4 protein-coding genes are annotated in these 15,447 nt (G+C 72.8%); all 4 read right to left on the bottom strand.

All coding sequences use genetic code 11. The features are described from left to right. Positions 1 to 6,387, bottom strand: coding sequence for an SDR family NAD(P)-dependent oxidoreductase (locus MAA44156_RS06695; protein ID WP_409231153.1), 6,387 nt, complete (start codon positions 6,385 to 6,387; stop codon positions 1 to 3). Positions 6,388 to 6,406: 19 nt separating this feature from the next. Beyond that, on the bottom strand, positions 6,407 to 12,781 hold the full coding sequence (locus MAA44156_RS06690; protein ID WP_009977296.1) for a type I polyketide synthase: 6,375 nt from the start codon (positions 12,779 to 12,781) through the stop codon (positions 6,407 to 6,409). Positions 12,782 to 12,840: 59 nt separating this feature from the next. After that, entirely contained in the window at positions 12,841 to 13,902 is a 1,062-nt protein-coding gene (locus tag MAA44156_RS06685) for a type III polyketide synthase (protein ID WP_003876283.1), read from the bottom strand. 108 nt (positions 13,903 to 14,010) lie between these two features. Next, entirely contained in the window at positions 14,011 to 15,429 is a 1,419-nt protein-coding gene (gene argH, locus MAA44156_RS06680) for an argininosuccinate lyase (protein WP_003876282.1), read from the bottom strand. Positions 15,430 to 15,447: the final 18 nt, after the last annotated feature.

The raw sequence follows: 15,447 nt of genomic DNA, 5'->3' as shown, positions 1-15,447 counted from the left end.
TCAGGGACCGGCTTCGTCGTCGAGGATCGCGAAGAGCTGGCTGTCGGTGGCGGTGGCGATGTCGTCGTCGAAGGCGTCCTCGGGGAATTCCGGGTGCCCGCTGGGCTGGGGCGGCGTCGACAGCAGGCTTTGCAGCCGGGTGACCAGCTGTGCCCGGTCCCCCGGGCTCAACCCCGGCTGGGTGAGCAGTGTCTGCAGTTCGCTCATGACCTCGTCGATGCGGGACGACCGATCGGGCGCCGCGGCGGTCTCGGCCGCCGCCGCGGGGGTCGGGCCGGCGCTGGTCAGCTGGCCGCCGAGGTGTTCGGCGAGCGCGGCCGGCGTGGGGTGGTCGAAGATCAGCGTGGGCGAAAGCGTAAGCCCGGTCGCGATTTTGAGCCGGTTGCGCAGCTCGACCGCGGTGAGCGAATCGAATCCGAGATCGCTGAAGGCATCGCCGGGGTCGACGTCGGCGGTGCTGTGTCCCAGCACCGCGGCCGCGTTGCCGCACACCAGCTCCACCAGTTCGGCCTGGCGCTGTTCGGGATTCATGCCGGCCAGCCGGGCTCGCAGGCCCGTCAGCGACACCATGTCGGTGTGCTCGAGCATCCGGCGGGCCGGGCGGCCGGCCAGCTCGCTCAGCAGCGGCGGCAGCGCTGCGCGGTGCTGGGCCAGCGCGGCCCGGTCCAGCCGGGTGCCGACCACCAGCGGCTGCTCCCCGAGCAGGGCGTCGTCCAGCAGGTCCAGCGCCTGCCGGGTGGACAGCGCGCTCAGCCCGGCCCGGCTCATCCTGGCCTTGTCACGCTCCTCGAGGTGGGCGGTCATCGCCGACGGCTCTTCCCACATCCCCCAGGCCACCGACAGGGCCGGCAGCCCGTGCGCGTGCCGGTGGATTGCCAGCGCGTCCAGGAAGCTGTTGGCCGCCGCGTAGTTCCCCTGCCCCGGCGCACCGACGATCCCGGCCATCGACGAAAACACCACGAACGCCGACAAATCCAGGTCCTTGGTCAGCTCGTGCAGGTTCCAGGCGCCGTCCACCTTGGCCCGCAGCACCGTGTCGATGCGCGCCGGGGTCAGCGAGGCGATCACCGCGTCGTCGAGCACCCCCGCGGCATGGAACACCGACCGCAACGGGTAGCGCGCCGGCACCTGAGCCAGCATCGCGGCCACCGCATCGCGGTCGCCGACGTCGCAGGACAGCACCGACACCGACGCGCCGGCGCCCCGCAATTCGGCGGCCAGCTCGGCCATTCCGGGTGCGGCTTCGCCGCGGCGGCCGACCAGCATCAGGTGCGGCACCCGGTGCCGGGCGACCAGGTGACGAGCCAGCGCCGCGCCCGCCATGCCGGTGGCGCCGGTGATCAGCGCGGTGCCGCCGGAGAGCCCGGCCGGCCCGTCCGGCATGGTCAGCACCACCTTGCCGATGTGCCGGGCCGCACTGACGAACCGGTAGGCGTCGGCCGCGCAGCGCGCGTCAAAAGCCTTGACGGGCAACGGCGTCAACGCCCCGGCGGCGAATAACTCCATCACTTCGGCCAGCATCGCCGCGATGCGGTCCGGGCCGGCCTCCATCAGGTCGAACGCCCGGTAGCGCACCCCGGGATGGGCCCGCGCGACGACGTCGGGATCCCGCAGGTCCGTCTTACCCATTTCGATGAACCGCCCGCCGGGGCCCAGCAGCCGCAACGACGCATCGTTGAACTCGCCGGCCAGCGAGTTGAGCACCACGTCCATGCCGCCGGGGGCGGCACCGAACTTCTGCTCGAAATCCAGGGTCCGGGAATCCGCGATGTGCGCATCGTCGAAACCCATGGCGCGCAACGTGTCCCACTTGCCGCGACTGGCCGTGGCGAACACCTCCGCACCCCAATGCCGGGCCAGCTGCACGGCGGCCATGCCCACCCCGCCGGTGGCGGCGTGCACCAGCACCCGCTGCCCGGCCCGCAGCCCGGCCAGCACCGACAGCCCGTAATACGCCGTCAGGAACACCACCGGGATGCCGGCGGCCTGAGCCATCGACCAGCCGGGCGGCACCCGGGTCACCAACCGGCGGTCGACGGCGGCTTCGGAGCCCACCAGCCCGAAGATGCCCATCACCGCATCACCGACGGCCACATCGGTGACACCGGCGCCGACCTCGGTCACGACCCCGGCGCCCTCGGCGCCCAACTGGGCCGCACCCGGATACATCCCCAACGCGACCAACACATCCCGGAAGTTCACCCCGGCCGCGGCCACCCGCACCCGCACCTGCCCGGGGGCCAACTCCGCGGCGGGGTGTTCCTGCACCGCCAGGTCTTCGAGCGTCCCGGCGTCGCCGGCGGCCAGCCGCCACACCGCCGGCGGCCCGGGCAGTTCCAGCAGCGCCCGCCGCCCGGCGGGTCTCAACCGGGCGCGGTAGGCCACGCCGTCGCGCACCACCAGTTGCGGTTCGCCGCAACCGATCACCGTGGCGAGGTCCAGCGAGCCGTCGGTGTCGACGAGCACCACCCGGCCCGGGTGCTCGGCCTGCGCCGAGCGCACCAATCCCCACACCGCCGCGCCGGCCAGATCCGCGACGTCCTCCCCCGGCAGACCCACCGCGCCGCGGGTCGACACCACCAGCACGCCGCCCGCCTCGCCGGTGAGCCGGGACTGCAGCACGCCCAGCGCCTCATGCGTGGCCGCATGGACCGCGGCCGGTCCGGCGCCATCGACAGCGGCGGGCTCCCAGACCGTGAGGCCTTCGCTGATTGGGTTGTCGGGCAACGAGTTCCGCGGCTCGATCACCGACCACGCCACGTTCAGCAGCTCACCGCTGCCGGAGCGGGCCGCCACGGCCGCGGCCAGCTGCTCCGCCGACACGGCGCGGGTCACCAGCTCCCGCACCGACAGCACGGGGACCCCCGACGCGTCGGCCAGTTCGACCGACACGGCGCCGGCGCCGGCCGGCGCCAACCTGACCCGGACCCGCGACGCGCCGGCCGCGTGCAGGCTCACGCCCTGCCAGGAGAACGGCAACACCGTCTCCAGCCGCTTGTCGGCCACCCCTAACGCGTGCAACGCCGCGTCCAGCAGCACCGGATGGATGCCGAAGCGGCCCGTCGAAACGCCGGCCTGCTCCGGCAATTCCACCTCGGCGAACGTCTCGGCCCCGCGCCGCCACACGGCCCGCAACCCCCGGAAGGCCGGGCCGTACCCGTAGCCCCGCCCCGCCAAGTCGTCGTAGCCGCCGGCCACGTCGACCGCCTCGGCATCCGCCGGCGGCCACACCGATAGCTCCGCCGCCGGGGCCGGCGCCGCTTCGCTCAGCACACCTTCGGCGTGCAGAGTCCACTCCGATTGCGCGACACGCGAATACACCGCAACCGACCGCGAGCCCGGCTGCCCGGCCGCGTCGGCCACCACCACCTGAAGCTGCACGGTGCCGCCCGCGGGCAGCGACAGCGGCGCCGACAGCGTCAGCTCCTCGACCACCCGGCAGCCGACCTCGTCGCCGGCGCGCAACGCCAGTTCCACGAAACCCGCGCCGGGGAACAGCACCGTGCCGGCCACCGCGTGGTCGGCCAGCCACGGCTGGGCGGCCGTCGAGAGCCGGCCGGTCAACACCACGCCACCGGAATCCGGCCGGTCCAGCACCGCGCCCAGCAGCGGGTGCTCGGCCTCGGCCAACCCCAGGCTGGCGATGTTCGCCGAGCCCACCGCGTCGCCGGACAGCCAAAACCGGCGCCGCGCAAAGGCATACGTCGGCAGGTCGACCCGGCGGGCGTGCAGGCCGGTGAACGCCGCGGACCATCGCACGTCGGCGCCGGCCGTGAACAGCCGCGCGGCCGCGGTCAGCAGCGAGTCGACTTCGGGGCGGCCCTTGGGCATGGTCACCACCGACATCGCCCGGTCGGACGTCAGCGATTGTTCGACCGCGGACGTCAGGGCCGCGCCCGGGCCGACTTCCAGGAACACGCCGGCACCCTGGGATTCGGCCAGCCGCACACCGTCGACGAACCGGACCGGCCGGCGGACGTGCTCGACCCAGTACTGTGGCGTGCCGTAGCCGGGGCCGGCGAGTTGTCCGGTCAGGTTGGACACCAAAGGGATTCGCGGGGGCCGCGGCTCGATACCGGCCGCCGCGGCGGCGAAACCGTCCAGCATCGGCTCCATCAGGGCCGAGTGAAACGCATGCGAGACCGCCAACCGGTGCACCCGCGCGCCGGAGCCGGCCAACCGCTCCGCCACCGCCGCCACGGCTTCCTGCTCACCCGAGAGCACCACCGCGTCGGGGCCGTTGACCGCCGCGATGCTCACCCCACCACCCAGCAGCGGCCCCACCTGCGCCTCGCCCGCGGTCACCGCCACCATCACACCGCCGGGCGGCAGCGCCGCCATCAACGCACCCCGGGCCGCCACCAACCGCGCCGCATCCCGCAGCGACAACACCCCCGCCACACACGCCGCGGCGATCTCACCCACCGAATGCCCCATCACCACATCCGGTGTCACACCCAAGGATTCCCACAACGCCGCCAACGCCACCTCGAACACGAACAACGCCGGCTGGGCAAACTCCGTGCTCTGCAACAACTCCGGATCGGCGCCCCACATCACCTCACGCACCGGCAGCCGGGAATGCTCGTCCACCACCGCGACAGCCTCATCGAACGCCCGAGCGAACACCTCGAACCTCTCGTACAGCTGCCGGCCCATCCCCAGCGTCTGCGAGCCCTGACCGGGAAACACCAACACCGTCTTGCCCGTCGACCGGGCCCGCCCCACCACGGTGGCCGCATCCGGCCGCCCCGACGCCAGACCCGCCAAACCCGTTGCCAGCACGCCACGCTCGCGGCCCACCACCACCGCGCGATGCTCGAACACCGCCCGGGTGCTGACCAACGACCACCCCACGTCCAGTGGACTCGCCTGCGCGTCGGCGGTCACATGGTCCAGCAACCGGCGGGCCTGCCCGGCCAACGCCTCGGCCGAACGGGCCGAAACCACCCACGGCACAACAGCATCGGGCATAACAGACGATGCGGGTGCGGCCTCGGTCTCGTCGGCCGCGGGGGCCTGCTCGACGATCACATGCGCGTTGGTGCCGCTGATCCCGAACGACGACACCCCGGCGCGGCGCGGCCCGCCGTGCTCCGGCCAGGGCCGCGGGTCGGTCAGCAGCGACACCGCCCCGGCCGACCAATCCACATGCGGCGACGGGACGTCCACGTGCAGCGTCTTGGGCATCACCCCGTGCCGGATCGCCTGCACCATCTTGATCACCCCGGCCACCCCGGCCGCCGCCGAGGTGTGACCGATGTTGGATTTGATCGAGCCCAGCCACAGCGGCCGGTCCGCCGGGCGGTCCTGGCCGTAGGTCGCCAAAAGCGCTTGGGCCTCAATGGGATCGCCGAGCACCGTGCCGGTGCCGTGGCCCTCGACCACGTCCACGTCCACGGCCGACAGGCCGGCGTTGGCCAGCGCCGCCCGGATCACCCGCTGCTGCGAAGGCCCGTTGGGGGCGGTCAGGCCGTTGGACGCGCCGTCCTGGTTGACCGCGCTGCCCCGCAGCACCGCCCACACCGGGTGTCCCAGCCGACGGGCGTCGGCCAACCGCTCCAGCACCAGCACACCGGCGCCTTCCGACCACGAAGTGCCGTCGGCCGCACCGGCATACACCTTGCAGCGGCCGTCGGGCGCCAGCGCCCGCTGCCGGCTGAACTCGACGAACGCCGCGGGCGTGGCCATCACGGTGACACCGCCGGCCAGCGCCAGGTCGCACTCGCCGGACCGCAGCGACTGCGCGGCCAGGTGCATGGCGACCAGCGACGACGAGCACGCGGTGTCCACCGACACCGCCGGCCCCTCCAGGCCCAGCACGTAGGACACTCGGCCCGAGGTCACGCTCAACGTCGAGCCGGTGAGGCCGTAGCCCTCCAGCTCGCCCTTCACCTCGCCGCCGTAGCCGGCGTGGATGACGCCGGCGAAAACCCCGGTCGCCGTGCCGCGCAACGCCGAGGGATCAATACCGGCCCGCTCCAAGGCTTCCCAGCAAATCTCCAGCATGATCCGTTGCTGGGGATCCATGGCCAGCGCCTCGCTGGGTCCGATGCCGAAGAACCCGGCGTCGAAGTCGCCCGCGTGCTGCAGAAAACTGCCCTGCCGGGTGTACATCTTGCCCTTGGCGTCCGGATCGGGGTCGTACAACCCCTCGACATCCCAGCCGCGGTCGACCGGAAAGTCCGACACCGTGTCGCGGCCCTCGATCACGAGGTCCCACAACGCTTCCGGCGAGTCCACACCGCCGGCGTAGCGGCACGCCATGCCCACCACCGCCACCGGTTCGGACAGCCGGCCTTCCAGCTCCGCGACCCGCCGCCGGGTCCGCCTGAGATCGGCCGTGAGGCGCTTCAGGTAGTCGAGGTGCTGCTCGGTGCCCGGCATCGGCGCTCCTTGCGGGGTGTCAGCGGCCGAGTTCTTCATCGAGGATCGCAAAGAGTTGGCTCTCGGTGGCGGCTTCCAGGTCTTCATCGAGCGGTGCGGAATCGGGCCCGTCACCGGCCGGAAGCGCGCCCAGCAGGCCGTGGATGCGGGCCCGCAGCACCGCCTTGTCGTCGGAATTCCAGTGGGGCGCGCCCAGCAGCGCCTGCAGCTCGCGGGTGATGTCGTTGAAGCGACCCATCAGGTCGGGCTGGTCGTCGCCGCCGGAGCCGGCCAGCCGGGAGTCGAGGTGCTCGGCCAGCACCACCGGTGTCGGATAGTCGAAGATCAGTGTTGGCGAAAGGGTAAGCCCGGTAGCGTTTTTCAGCCTGTTGCGCAGTTCGACCGCGGTCAGCGAGTCGAACCCGAGGTCCTGGAACGCCCGGCCGGCGTTGATGTCCGCCGGGTTGGGCACCCCGAGCACCATCGCCGCGTTGCCGCACACCAGGTCGACCAGCTCGCGCCGGCGCGCCTCGGGACTCAGGCCGTGCAGCCGCGCGGCAAGCCCGCTCATCGACGCGGTGACGTCCGCGTCGTCGATGACGCGGCGGGTGGGGCCGGCGGCCAGCTCGCGCAACAGCGGGGGCAGCGCGGCGATGTTCTCCGACAGCGCGGCACGGTCCAGCCGGGCCGCCACCAGCACCGGCGTCTCGACCAGCATGGCGGCGTCGAACGCCGCCAGCGCCTGTTCGGTGGACAACGGCGCCAGCCCGATCCGGCTCATCCGGGCCTTGTCCCGATCGCCGAGGTGGGCGGTCATCGCCGAGGCCTGTTCCCACAGCCCCCACGCCAGCGACAGGCCGGCGAGCCCGTCGGCGCGCCGGTGGGCGACCAGCCCGTCCAGGAAGCTGTTGGCCGCCGCGTAGTTGGCCTGACCGGGCGTGCCCACGATCCCGGCCATCGACGAAAACACCACGAACGCCGACAAATCCAGGTCCTTGGTCAGCTCGTGCAGGTTCCAGGCGCCGTCCACCTTGGCCCGCAGCACCGCATCCACCCGGTCCGGGGTCAGCGAGGACAGCAGCCCGTCGTCGAGGATCCCGGCGGCGTGCACGATCCCGCGCAGCGGATAGCCCGCGGGTAGCCCGGCCAGCATGGTGGCCACCGCGTCGCGATCGGCGACGTCACAGGCCAGCACCGACGCCGACGCGCCCGCCCGCTTCAGCTCGTCCACCAACTCGGCGGCTCCGGCGGCCTGCGCGCCGGTGCGGCTGACCAGCGCCACATGGCCCACCCGGTAGCGGTCGACGAGATGGCGGGCCAGCGCCGAACCGGCCATCCCGGTGCCGCCGGTGATCAGCACGGTGGACTGCGCCAGCCCGCCCCCGCACCCGCTGAGCACCTCGCCGGGCCCGGACGGCACGGTCAGTACCACCTTGCCGATGTGGCGGGCCTGGCTGACATACCGGTAGGCCGCCGACGCGCAGCGCACGTCGAATGTCTTGAGCGGCAACGGTGTCAGCACACCCGCTCGCAGCAGTCCCACGATTTCGGCCAGCATCGCCGCGGTGCGGTCGGGGCAGGCCTCCATCAGATCGAACGCCCGATAGCGCGCCCCGCGATACCGCTGCGCGACGACGTCCGGGTCACGCACGTCGGTCTTGCCCATCTCGATGAACCGCCCGCCGGGGGCCAGCAGCCGCAGCGACGCGTCGGTGAACTCGCCGGCCAGCGAGTTGAGCACGACGTCGACCCCGGCCCCGCCGGTGGCCGCGAGGAACTTCTGCTCGAAGTCCGGGCTCCGCGAATCGCCGATGTGGTCGTCGTCGAATCCCATCGCGCGCAAGGTGTCCCACTTGCCGCGGCTGGCGGTAGCGAAGACTTCGGCGCCGTAGTGGCGGGCCAGTTGCACCGCGGCCATGCCCACTCCGCCGGTGGCGGTGTGCACCAGCACCCGCTCGCCGGGCCGCAGCCCGGCCAGCACCGACAACCCGTAAAGCGCCGTCAGGAACACCACCGGCACGCCCGCCGCCGCCACCAGCGACAGACCCGGCGGCACGGCAGTCAGCAATCGCTGATCCACCACCGCTTCGGACCCGACCACCCCCAGCAGCCCCATCACCGGGTCACCGACGGCCAGGCCGGTCACCGCGGGCCCCACCTCCACGACCACGCCGGCGCCTTCGGCGCCCAGCCGGCCGCCGCCGGGATACATGCCCAGGGCCACCAGCACATCCCGGAAGTTGACCCCGACCGCGGCCACCGCGACCCGCACCTGCCCGTCCGCCAATTCCGTTCGCGGGCACCGGCTGACCACCAGGTCCCCCAGCGTGCCCTCGCCGCCGGCGTCCAACCGCCACGCCCCGGACGGCAGCCCGAGCGTCGCGCCGGCCCGCGCCGGCCGCAGCCGGGCCGCATGGGCCACACCCTGGCGAACCACCACTTGTGGCTCGCCGCAAGGGATTACCGCCCTGGCGTCCAGGGATCCGTCGGAGTCGATCAGCACCAGGCGGCCCGGATGCTCGGCCTGCGCCGACCGCACCAGGCCCCACACCGCCGCACCGGCCAGGTCCGAAACGTCCTCCCCGGCCAGGGCCACGGCCCCGTGGGTCTGCACGGCCAGCACCCCGGCGCCCTCACCGTCCAACCAGGATTGCAGCACCGCCAGCGTCTCGGTGACCGCCGCGTGCACCGACTTCACCACGTCGCCGCCGTGTTCGCCCGGCTCCCACAGCGTGACCTCGTCACCAAGATCGTTGCCGCCCAGTGCGATCGGCGACCAGATCACGTCGAGCAGCCCGGAGGGCTGCGCGGTGCCCATCGCCGCGCTCAGCTGCCCCGGCGAGACCGGGCGCATCGTCACCGACCGCACCGACAGCACCGGCAGGCCCGCGCCGTCGGCCAATTCCACCGACACCGCGCCGGCCCCGGCCGGGGCGATCCGGACCCGCGCCCGCGCCGCGCCCGAGGCGTGCAACGCCACCCCCTGCCAGGCGAACGGCAACACGGTCTGGTCCTTCTCGCCCGCCACACCGAGCGCGTGCAGCGCGGCGTCCAGCAACACCGGATGGACGCCGAAATCGTCACCGGCGGCGGCGTCGTCGGGCAGGGAGACCTCGGCGAAGATCTCGTCGCCGCGCTGCCACATCGCCCGCAAACCCCGGAAGGCCCGACCGTATTCGTAGCCCCGCTGCGCGAGCCGGGCGTACCCGCCGGTGACGTCGACCGCGGTCGCCCCGATCGGCGGCCAGATCGACAGGTCGCCGGCCGGTGTCACCGTCCCGGCCCGCAGCACACCCTCCGCGTGCAGCATCCACTCCGAATCCTGGTGTGCAGCAGCCGAATACACCGACAGCGGGCGGCGTCCCGCCTCGTCGGGCGCGCCGACCACCAGCTGCAGCCGCACACCACCGGACGCGGGCAGCGGCAACGGGGCCGACAACGTCAGCTCGTCGATCACGCCGCAGCCAACCTCGTCGCCGGCCCGGATGGCCAACTCGACGAACCCCGCCCCGGGAAACAACACCGTGTCGCCCACCGCATGATCGGCCAGCCACGCCTGCGCGGACGTCGACAGCCGGCCGGTCAGCACCACACCCCCGGAATCGGGCCGCGGCAGCACCGCGCCGAGCAGCCCGTGCTCGGCGCCGCGCAGCCCCAGGGCGGCGACGTCGGAGGATCCCGTCGACCCGCCGGGAAGCCAAAAGTGTTGCCGCACAAACCCGTACGTCGGCAGGTCGACGCGGCGGCCGCCCAGCCCGTCCAGCGTCGCGCACCAGTCCACGACCACGCCCGACACGAACGCCTGGCCGGCCGAGAGCCAGAACCGGTCCGGTGCGCCGTCGTCGCGGCCCAGCGACGGGATGACGCAGCCCTGACCGCCGTCGGGCATGGTTTCTTCGATGGCGGCCGTCAGCACCGGATGCGGGCTGCACTCGATGAACGCCCGATAGCCCGCTTCGGCGGCGCCGCGCACCGCCCGCTCGAATTGCACCGTCTGCCGGATGCTGCGGAACCAGTAGTCGCCGTCCAGCGCGGCGGTGTCCATCAGCTCGCCGGTGACCGTGGAGAAGAACGCCACCGCCGACGACCGCGGCGCGATACCGCGCAGCGCCTCGGCGAGCGAATCGCGAATTTCCTCCACCTGAACCGAATGCGAGGCGTAGTCCACGTCGATCCGGCGGGCACGGATGTCGTCGGCCGCGCACCGGTCCAGCAGTTCCGTCAGGGCATCCACCTCGCCGGACACCACCACCGCCGAAATCCCGTTGACAGTGGCGATATTCAATCGCTCACCCCAGGGGGCGATCAGCTGCTCGGCGCGCGAGCGTCCGCAGGCCAGCGAGACCATGCCGCCGCGGCCCGACAGCCGCACCAGCAGCCGGCTGCGCAGCGCCACCACCCGCGCGGCGTCCTGCAGCGACAGCGCCCCGGCCACACAGGCCGCCGCGATCTCGCCCTGGGAGTGACCGATCACGGCGTCGGGAACCACGCCCACCGAACGCCACAACTCGGCCAGCGACACCATCACCGCCCACAGCGCCGGCTGCACCACGTCCACCCGGTCCAGCCCGGGCGCGCCCGGTGCCCCGCGGATGACGTCGATCAGCGACCAGTCGACGTGCTCGGCCAGCGCCCGCGCGCACCGATGCATGTGTTCGGCGAATACCGTTGAGCGGTCCAGCAATTGAGCGCCCATGCCGGGCCATTGCGAGCCCTGGCCGGGGAACACGAACACCGTCTTGCCCACCGGCTGGGCCCGGCCGGTCACCACGCCCGCCCCCGGCTGCCCGCCCGCCAGGTCGGCCAGCCGGCGCAGCAGCTGCGCGCCGTCGGCGCCGACGATCACCGCCCGGTGCTCGAACCGCGACCGCGTCGACACCAGCGACCAGCCCACGTCCAGCACCCGCACGCCGGGATCGGCCTTCACCCGCGCCAGCAGCCGCGCCGCCTGGTTCGTCAACGCCTCGGCCGAGCGCGCCGAGAGCACCCACGGCACCACCACGTCACCCCCTTGGGGCGCAACGGTTTCCGGCTCATACTGCTCGACGATGACGTGCGCGTTGGTGCCGCTGATGCCGAACGACGAGACGCCCGCGCGGCGCGGCCGATCCCGCGCCGGCCAGGGCCGCGCCTCGGTGAGCAGCGACACCGCCCCGGCCGACCAATCCACCTGCGGCGTCGGCTCGTCCACGTGCAGGGTCTTGGGCATCACCCCGTGCCGAATCGCCTGGACCATCTTGATCACCCCGCCGGCGCCGGCCGCGGCCGAGGTGTGACCCATGTTGGATTTGATCGACCCCAACCACAGCGGTTCGTCGACCGGGCGGTCCTGGCCGTAGGTCGCCAACAGCGCTTGGGCCTCAATGGGATCGCCCAGCATGGTGCCCGTCCCATGCCCTTCGACCAGGTCCACGTCGGCCGCGCCGAGCCGGGCGTTGGCCAGCGCCGCCCGGATCACCCGCTGCTGCGACGGACCGTTGGGGGTGGCCAGGCCGTTGGACGCGCCGTCCTGGTTGACCGCGGAGCCGCGCAGCACCGCGAGCACCGAATGTCCCAGTCGCCGTGCATCGCTCAGCCGCTCCAGCACCAGCACCCCGACGCCTTCGGAGAAGCCGGTGCCGTCCGCGGCGCCCGCGTAGGCCTTGCAGCGGCCGTCGGCGGCCAGCGCCCGCTGCCGGCTGAACTCGATGAACATCGCCGGGGTGGCCATCACCGTCACCCCGCCGGCCAGCGCCAGGTCGCATTCGCCGGAGCGCAGCGACTGCGCCGCCAGGTGCAGCGCCACCAACGACGACGAACACGCGGTGTCGACCGACACCGCCGGGCCTTCCAGGCCCAGCGCGTAGGCCACCCGCCCCGAGGCCACGCTCAGCGTCGAGCCGCGCAGGCCGTATCGCTCCAGGTTTCCGGGCACCCGACCCTGGCCGCCGTAGGAGCCGTGGAATATCCCGGCGAACACCCCGGTCGCCGATCCGCGCAGCGTGGCGGGGTCAATTCCGGCCCGCTCCAACGCTTCCCAGCACACCTCGAGCAGCAGCCGCTGCTGGGGGTCCATCGCCAGCGCCTCACTGGGTGCGATCCCGAAGAACGCGGCATCGAAATCGCCCACGCCGGTGAGGAATCCGCCGCACCGGCAGTACGACTTGCCGACCGCGTCGGGATCGGCGTCGAACAGCCCGGCCAGGTCCCAGCCGCGATCGGCGGGAAACTCCGAGACGACGTCGCGGCCCTCGACCACCATCTCCCACAACGCCTCGGGGGAATCCACGCCGCCCGGGTAGCGGCAACCCATGCCCACCACGGCCACGGGTTCGGTCGCCGCGACCAGGTACCGGCGGTTCTCGCGCTTGAGCCGCTCGTTCTCCTTCAGCGACTGGCGCAGCGCCCGGACCAGTTCCTCGGTGTCGCCGCTCATCGGAGGCGGCCTCGGGTGTCACTCACAGCGATACTTCCGCATTCGTGCACGGGCGAGGGTCAGTGCCAACGCAACAACACCAGTTCGGAGCAGAAACCCGGACCCATCGCGAGCATCAGGCCGGGGCTGTCGCTCGGCGGCGGCTTGGCGAGGGTGTCGCGCAGCACGTGCAGCACCGACGCCGACGACAGGTTGCCGATCTCGCCGAGTGACCGCCAGGTCAGTTCCAGCGCCTCCGGCGGCAGGCCCAGGGCGGCGTTGATCGCCTCGATCACCTTGGGCCCGCCCGGATGGCTGACGAAGGCGCCGATGTCGTTGGTGGTCAGGCCGTGCGCCCCGAGGAATCCGGTGACGTCGTCCTCGATGTACTGCTCGACGACGGCCGCGACGTCCTTGGACAGCACCAGCTCGAATCCCGTCGCGCCCACGTCGTAGCCCATGGTGCGCAGCGAATCCGGATACAGGTGGCTGCGCGAATCCAGGACGCTGGGGCCGGCGGCGTCGAGCTGCTCGGCGCGCCGCTCGCCCACCGCCACCACGGCCCCGGCGCCGTCGGCGAACAGGGCGCTGCCGACCAGCCCGGCCAGCGACGGCTTGTAGCCGGGGTAGGTCAGCGAGCACAGCTCGACCGAGACCAGGGCGGCGACGGCGTCCGGTGCGCCGCGCAGGTAGTCGTGCATGCGGGCCACCCCGGCGGCGCCGGCCACGCAGCCGAGCCCGAACAGCGGCACCCGGCGCACGTCGTCGCGCAGACCGAGCCGCGCGGCGATCCGGGCGTCCACCGAGGGCACCGCCAGACCGGTGACCGTGGTGGTGATCAGCACGTCGAGGTCTTCGGGTTTCAGGCCGGCCTCGTCGAGTGCGCCGGACAGCGCCGCGCAGCCCAGGGTCACCGCGTGTTCGATGAAGATCCGGTTGGCCACGCCGAAGTCGGTCAGCGTGGGGTATTGCTCGAGCGGCAGCACCAGATGGCGGCTGCCGACCTTGGCGCTGGCATGCAGCTGCCGAACGATGTCCTCGTAGCCTTCGAATTCGGGGATGCTGACGAAGAAGTCGGTGAGCTCACGCTGCGGATAGCGGTGCGGCGGCAGCGCACCGAACACGCCGGCGATGACGCTCATTGCACCCACCCCTTGATCACGACCGGTCGGGCTGACAGGTTCAGCCGCATCGCTCGAGCGGGAAGTCTAGTCCGGTTGCAATTTACCGGCAGGTAAATCGAAGCCATCTCAGGCCGGGCCGCCGAGCCGCTCGCGCAGCCGCGCGGCGGTGGCCGCCACGGTGTCGATCTGCTCGGCGACCCGCGCCGGCGCGGTGCCGCCCCGCGCGTCCCGGGAGGACACCGAGCCCTCGATCGTCAAAACCTCCCGTACCTGCGGCGTCAGGGCCGGGCTGATGGCGGCCAGTTCGTCGTCGGTCAGCTCGTCGAGCCCGACCGCCCGCTGCTCGGCGGCGCGCACCGCGGCCCCGGCGGCCTCGTGCGCGGACCGGAACGGCACGCCCTGGCGCACCAGCCATTCGGCGATGTCGGTGGCCAGCGTGTAGCCGGCGGGGGCCAGCGCGGCCATCCGCTGCACGTCGAAGGTCAGGCTGCCGACCAGGCCGGCCATCGCGGGCAGCACCAGCTCCAGCTGGGCCACCGCGTCGAACACCGGTTCCTTGTCCTCCTGCAGGTCGCGGTTGTAGGCCAGCGGTTGGGCCTTCAGCGTGGCCAGCAGCCCGGCCAGGTTGCCGATCAGCCGCCCCGACTTGCCGCGGGCCAGCTCGGCGATGTCCGGGTTCTTCTTCTGCGGCATGATCGAGCTGCCGGTGGACCAGGCGTCGTGCAGCTTGACGTAGCCGAACTCCGTCGAGCTCCACAGGATGACGTCCTCGGCCAGCCGGGACAGGTCGACGCCGATCATGGCGAAGACGAACGCGGCCTCGGCGGCGAAGTCCCGGGACGCGGTGGCGTCGATCGAGTTGTCGGCGGCGCTGGCAAACCCCAGCTCCGCGGCGATCGCGTCCGGGTCCAGGCCCAGCGACGAGCCGGCCAGCGCCCCCGAGCCGTACGGGGACACCGCGGCGCGCTTGTCGAAGTCGACGATGCGGTCGACGTCGCGCAGCAGCGGGTGGGCGTGCGCGAGCAGATGGTGGGCCAGCAGCACCGGCTGCGCCGACTGCAGGTGCGTCTTGCCCGGCATGATGGCCTCGGGGTGGGCGGCGGCCTGGGCGACCAGCGCCCCCACCACGTCCAGCGCCCCGGCCGCGACGCGGCGCACGGCGTCGCGCAGCCACATCCGGAACAGGGTGGCCACCTGGTCGTTGCGCGACCGGCCGGCCCGCAGCCGCCCGCCCAGGTCGGGCCCGACGCGGTCGATCAGGCCGCGCTCCAGCGCCGCGTGCACGTCCTCGTCGGTGACCAGCGGGGTGAAGCTGCCGTCGGCCACGTCTTCCGCCAGGCTGTCCAGCCCGGCCAGCAGCCCGTCGCGCTGCTCCTCGGACAGCAGCCCGGCCCGGTACAGGATCACGGTGTGCGCCCGGGAGGCGACGATGTCGTAGGGGGCCAGCACCCAGTCGAAGTGGGTGGACTTGCTCAGGGCGGCCAGCGCGTCGGACGGGCCGTCGGCGAACCGCCCGCCCCACAGCGACCCCTCGCGGGTGCTCACGCGCGCCCCTCCGCGCGC

The organism is Mycobacterium avium subsp. avium (assembly GCF_009741445.1).
In the GTDB taxonomy this organism is placed as follows: Bacteria; Actinomycetota; Actinomycetes; order Mycobacteriales; family Mycobacteriaceae; genus Mycobacterium; species Mycobacterium avium.
Note: the sequence above shows the minus strand (reverse complement) of the source record. Positions and strands in the feature narration are given on the sequence as shown.

What these genes read in the sequence shown, in the direction of transcription:
- MAA44156_RS06695 (WP_409231153.1), bottom strand. Translation starts at nt 6,387, where the DNA reads ATGCCGGGCACCGAGCAGCACCTCGACTACCTGAAGCGCCTCACGGCC.
- MAA44156_RS06690 (WP_009977296.1), bottom strand. Translation starts at nt 12,781, where the DNA reads ATGAGCGGCGACACCGAGGAACTGGTCCGGGCGCTGCGCCAGTCGCTG.
- MAA44156_RS06685 (WP_003876283.1), bottom strand. Translation starts at nt 13,902, where the DNA reads ATGAGCGTCATCGCCGGCGTGTTCGGTGCGCTGCCGCCGCACCGCTAT.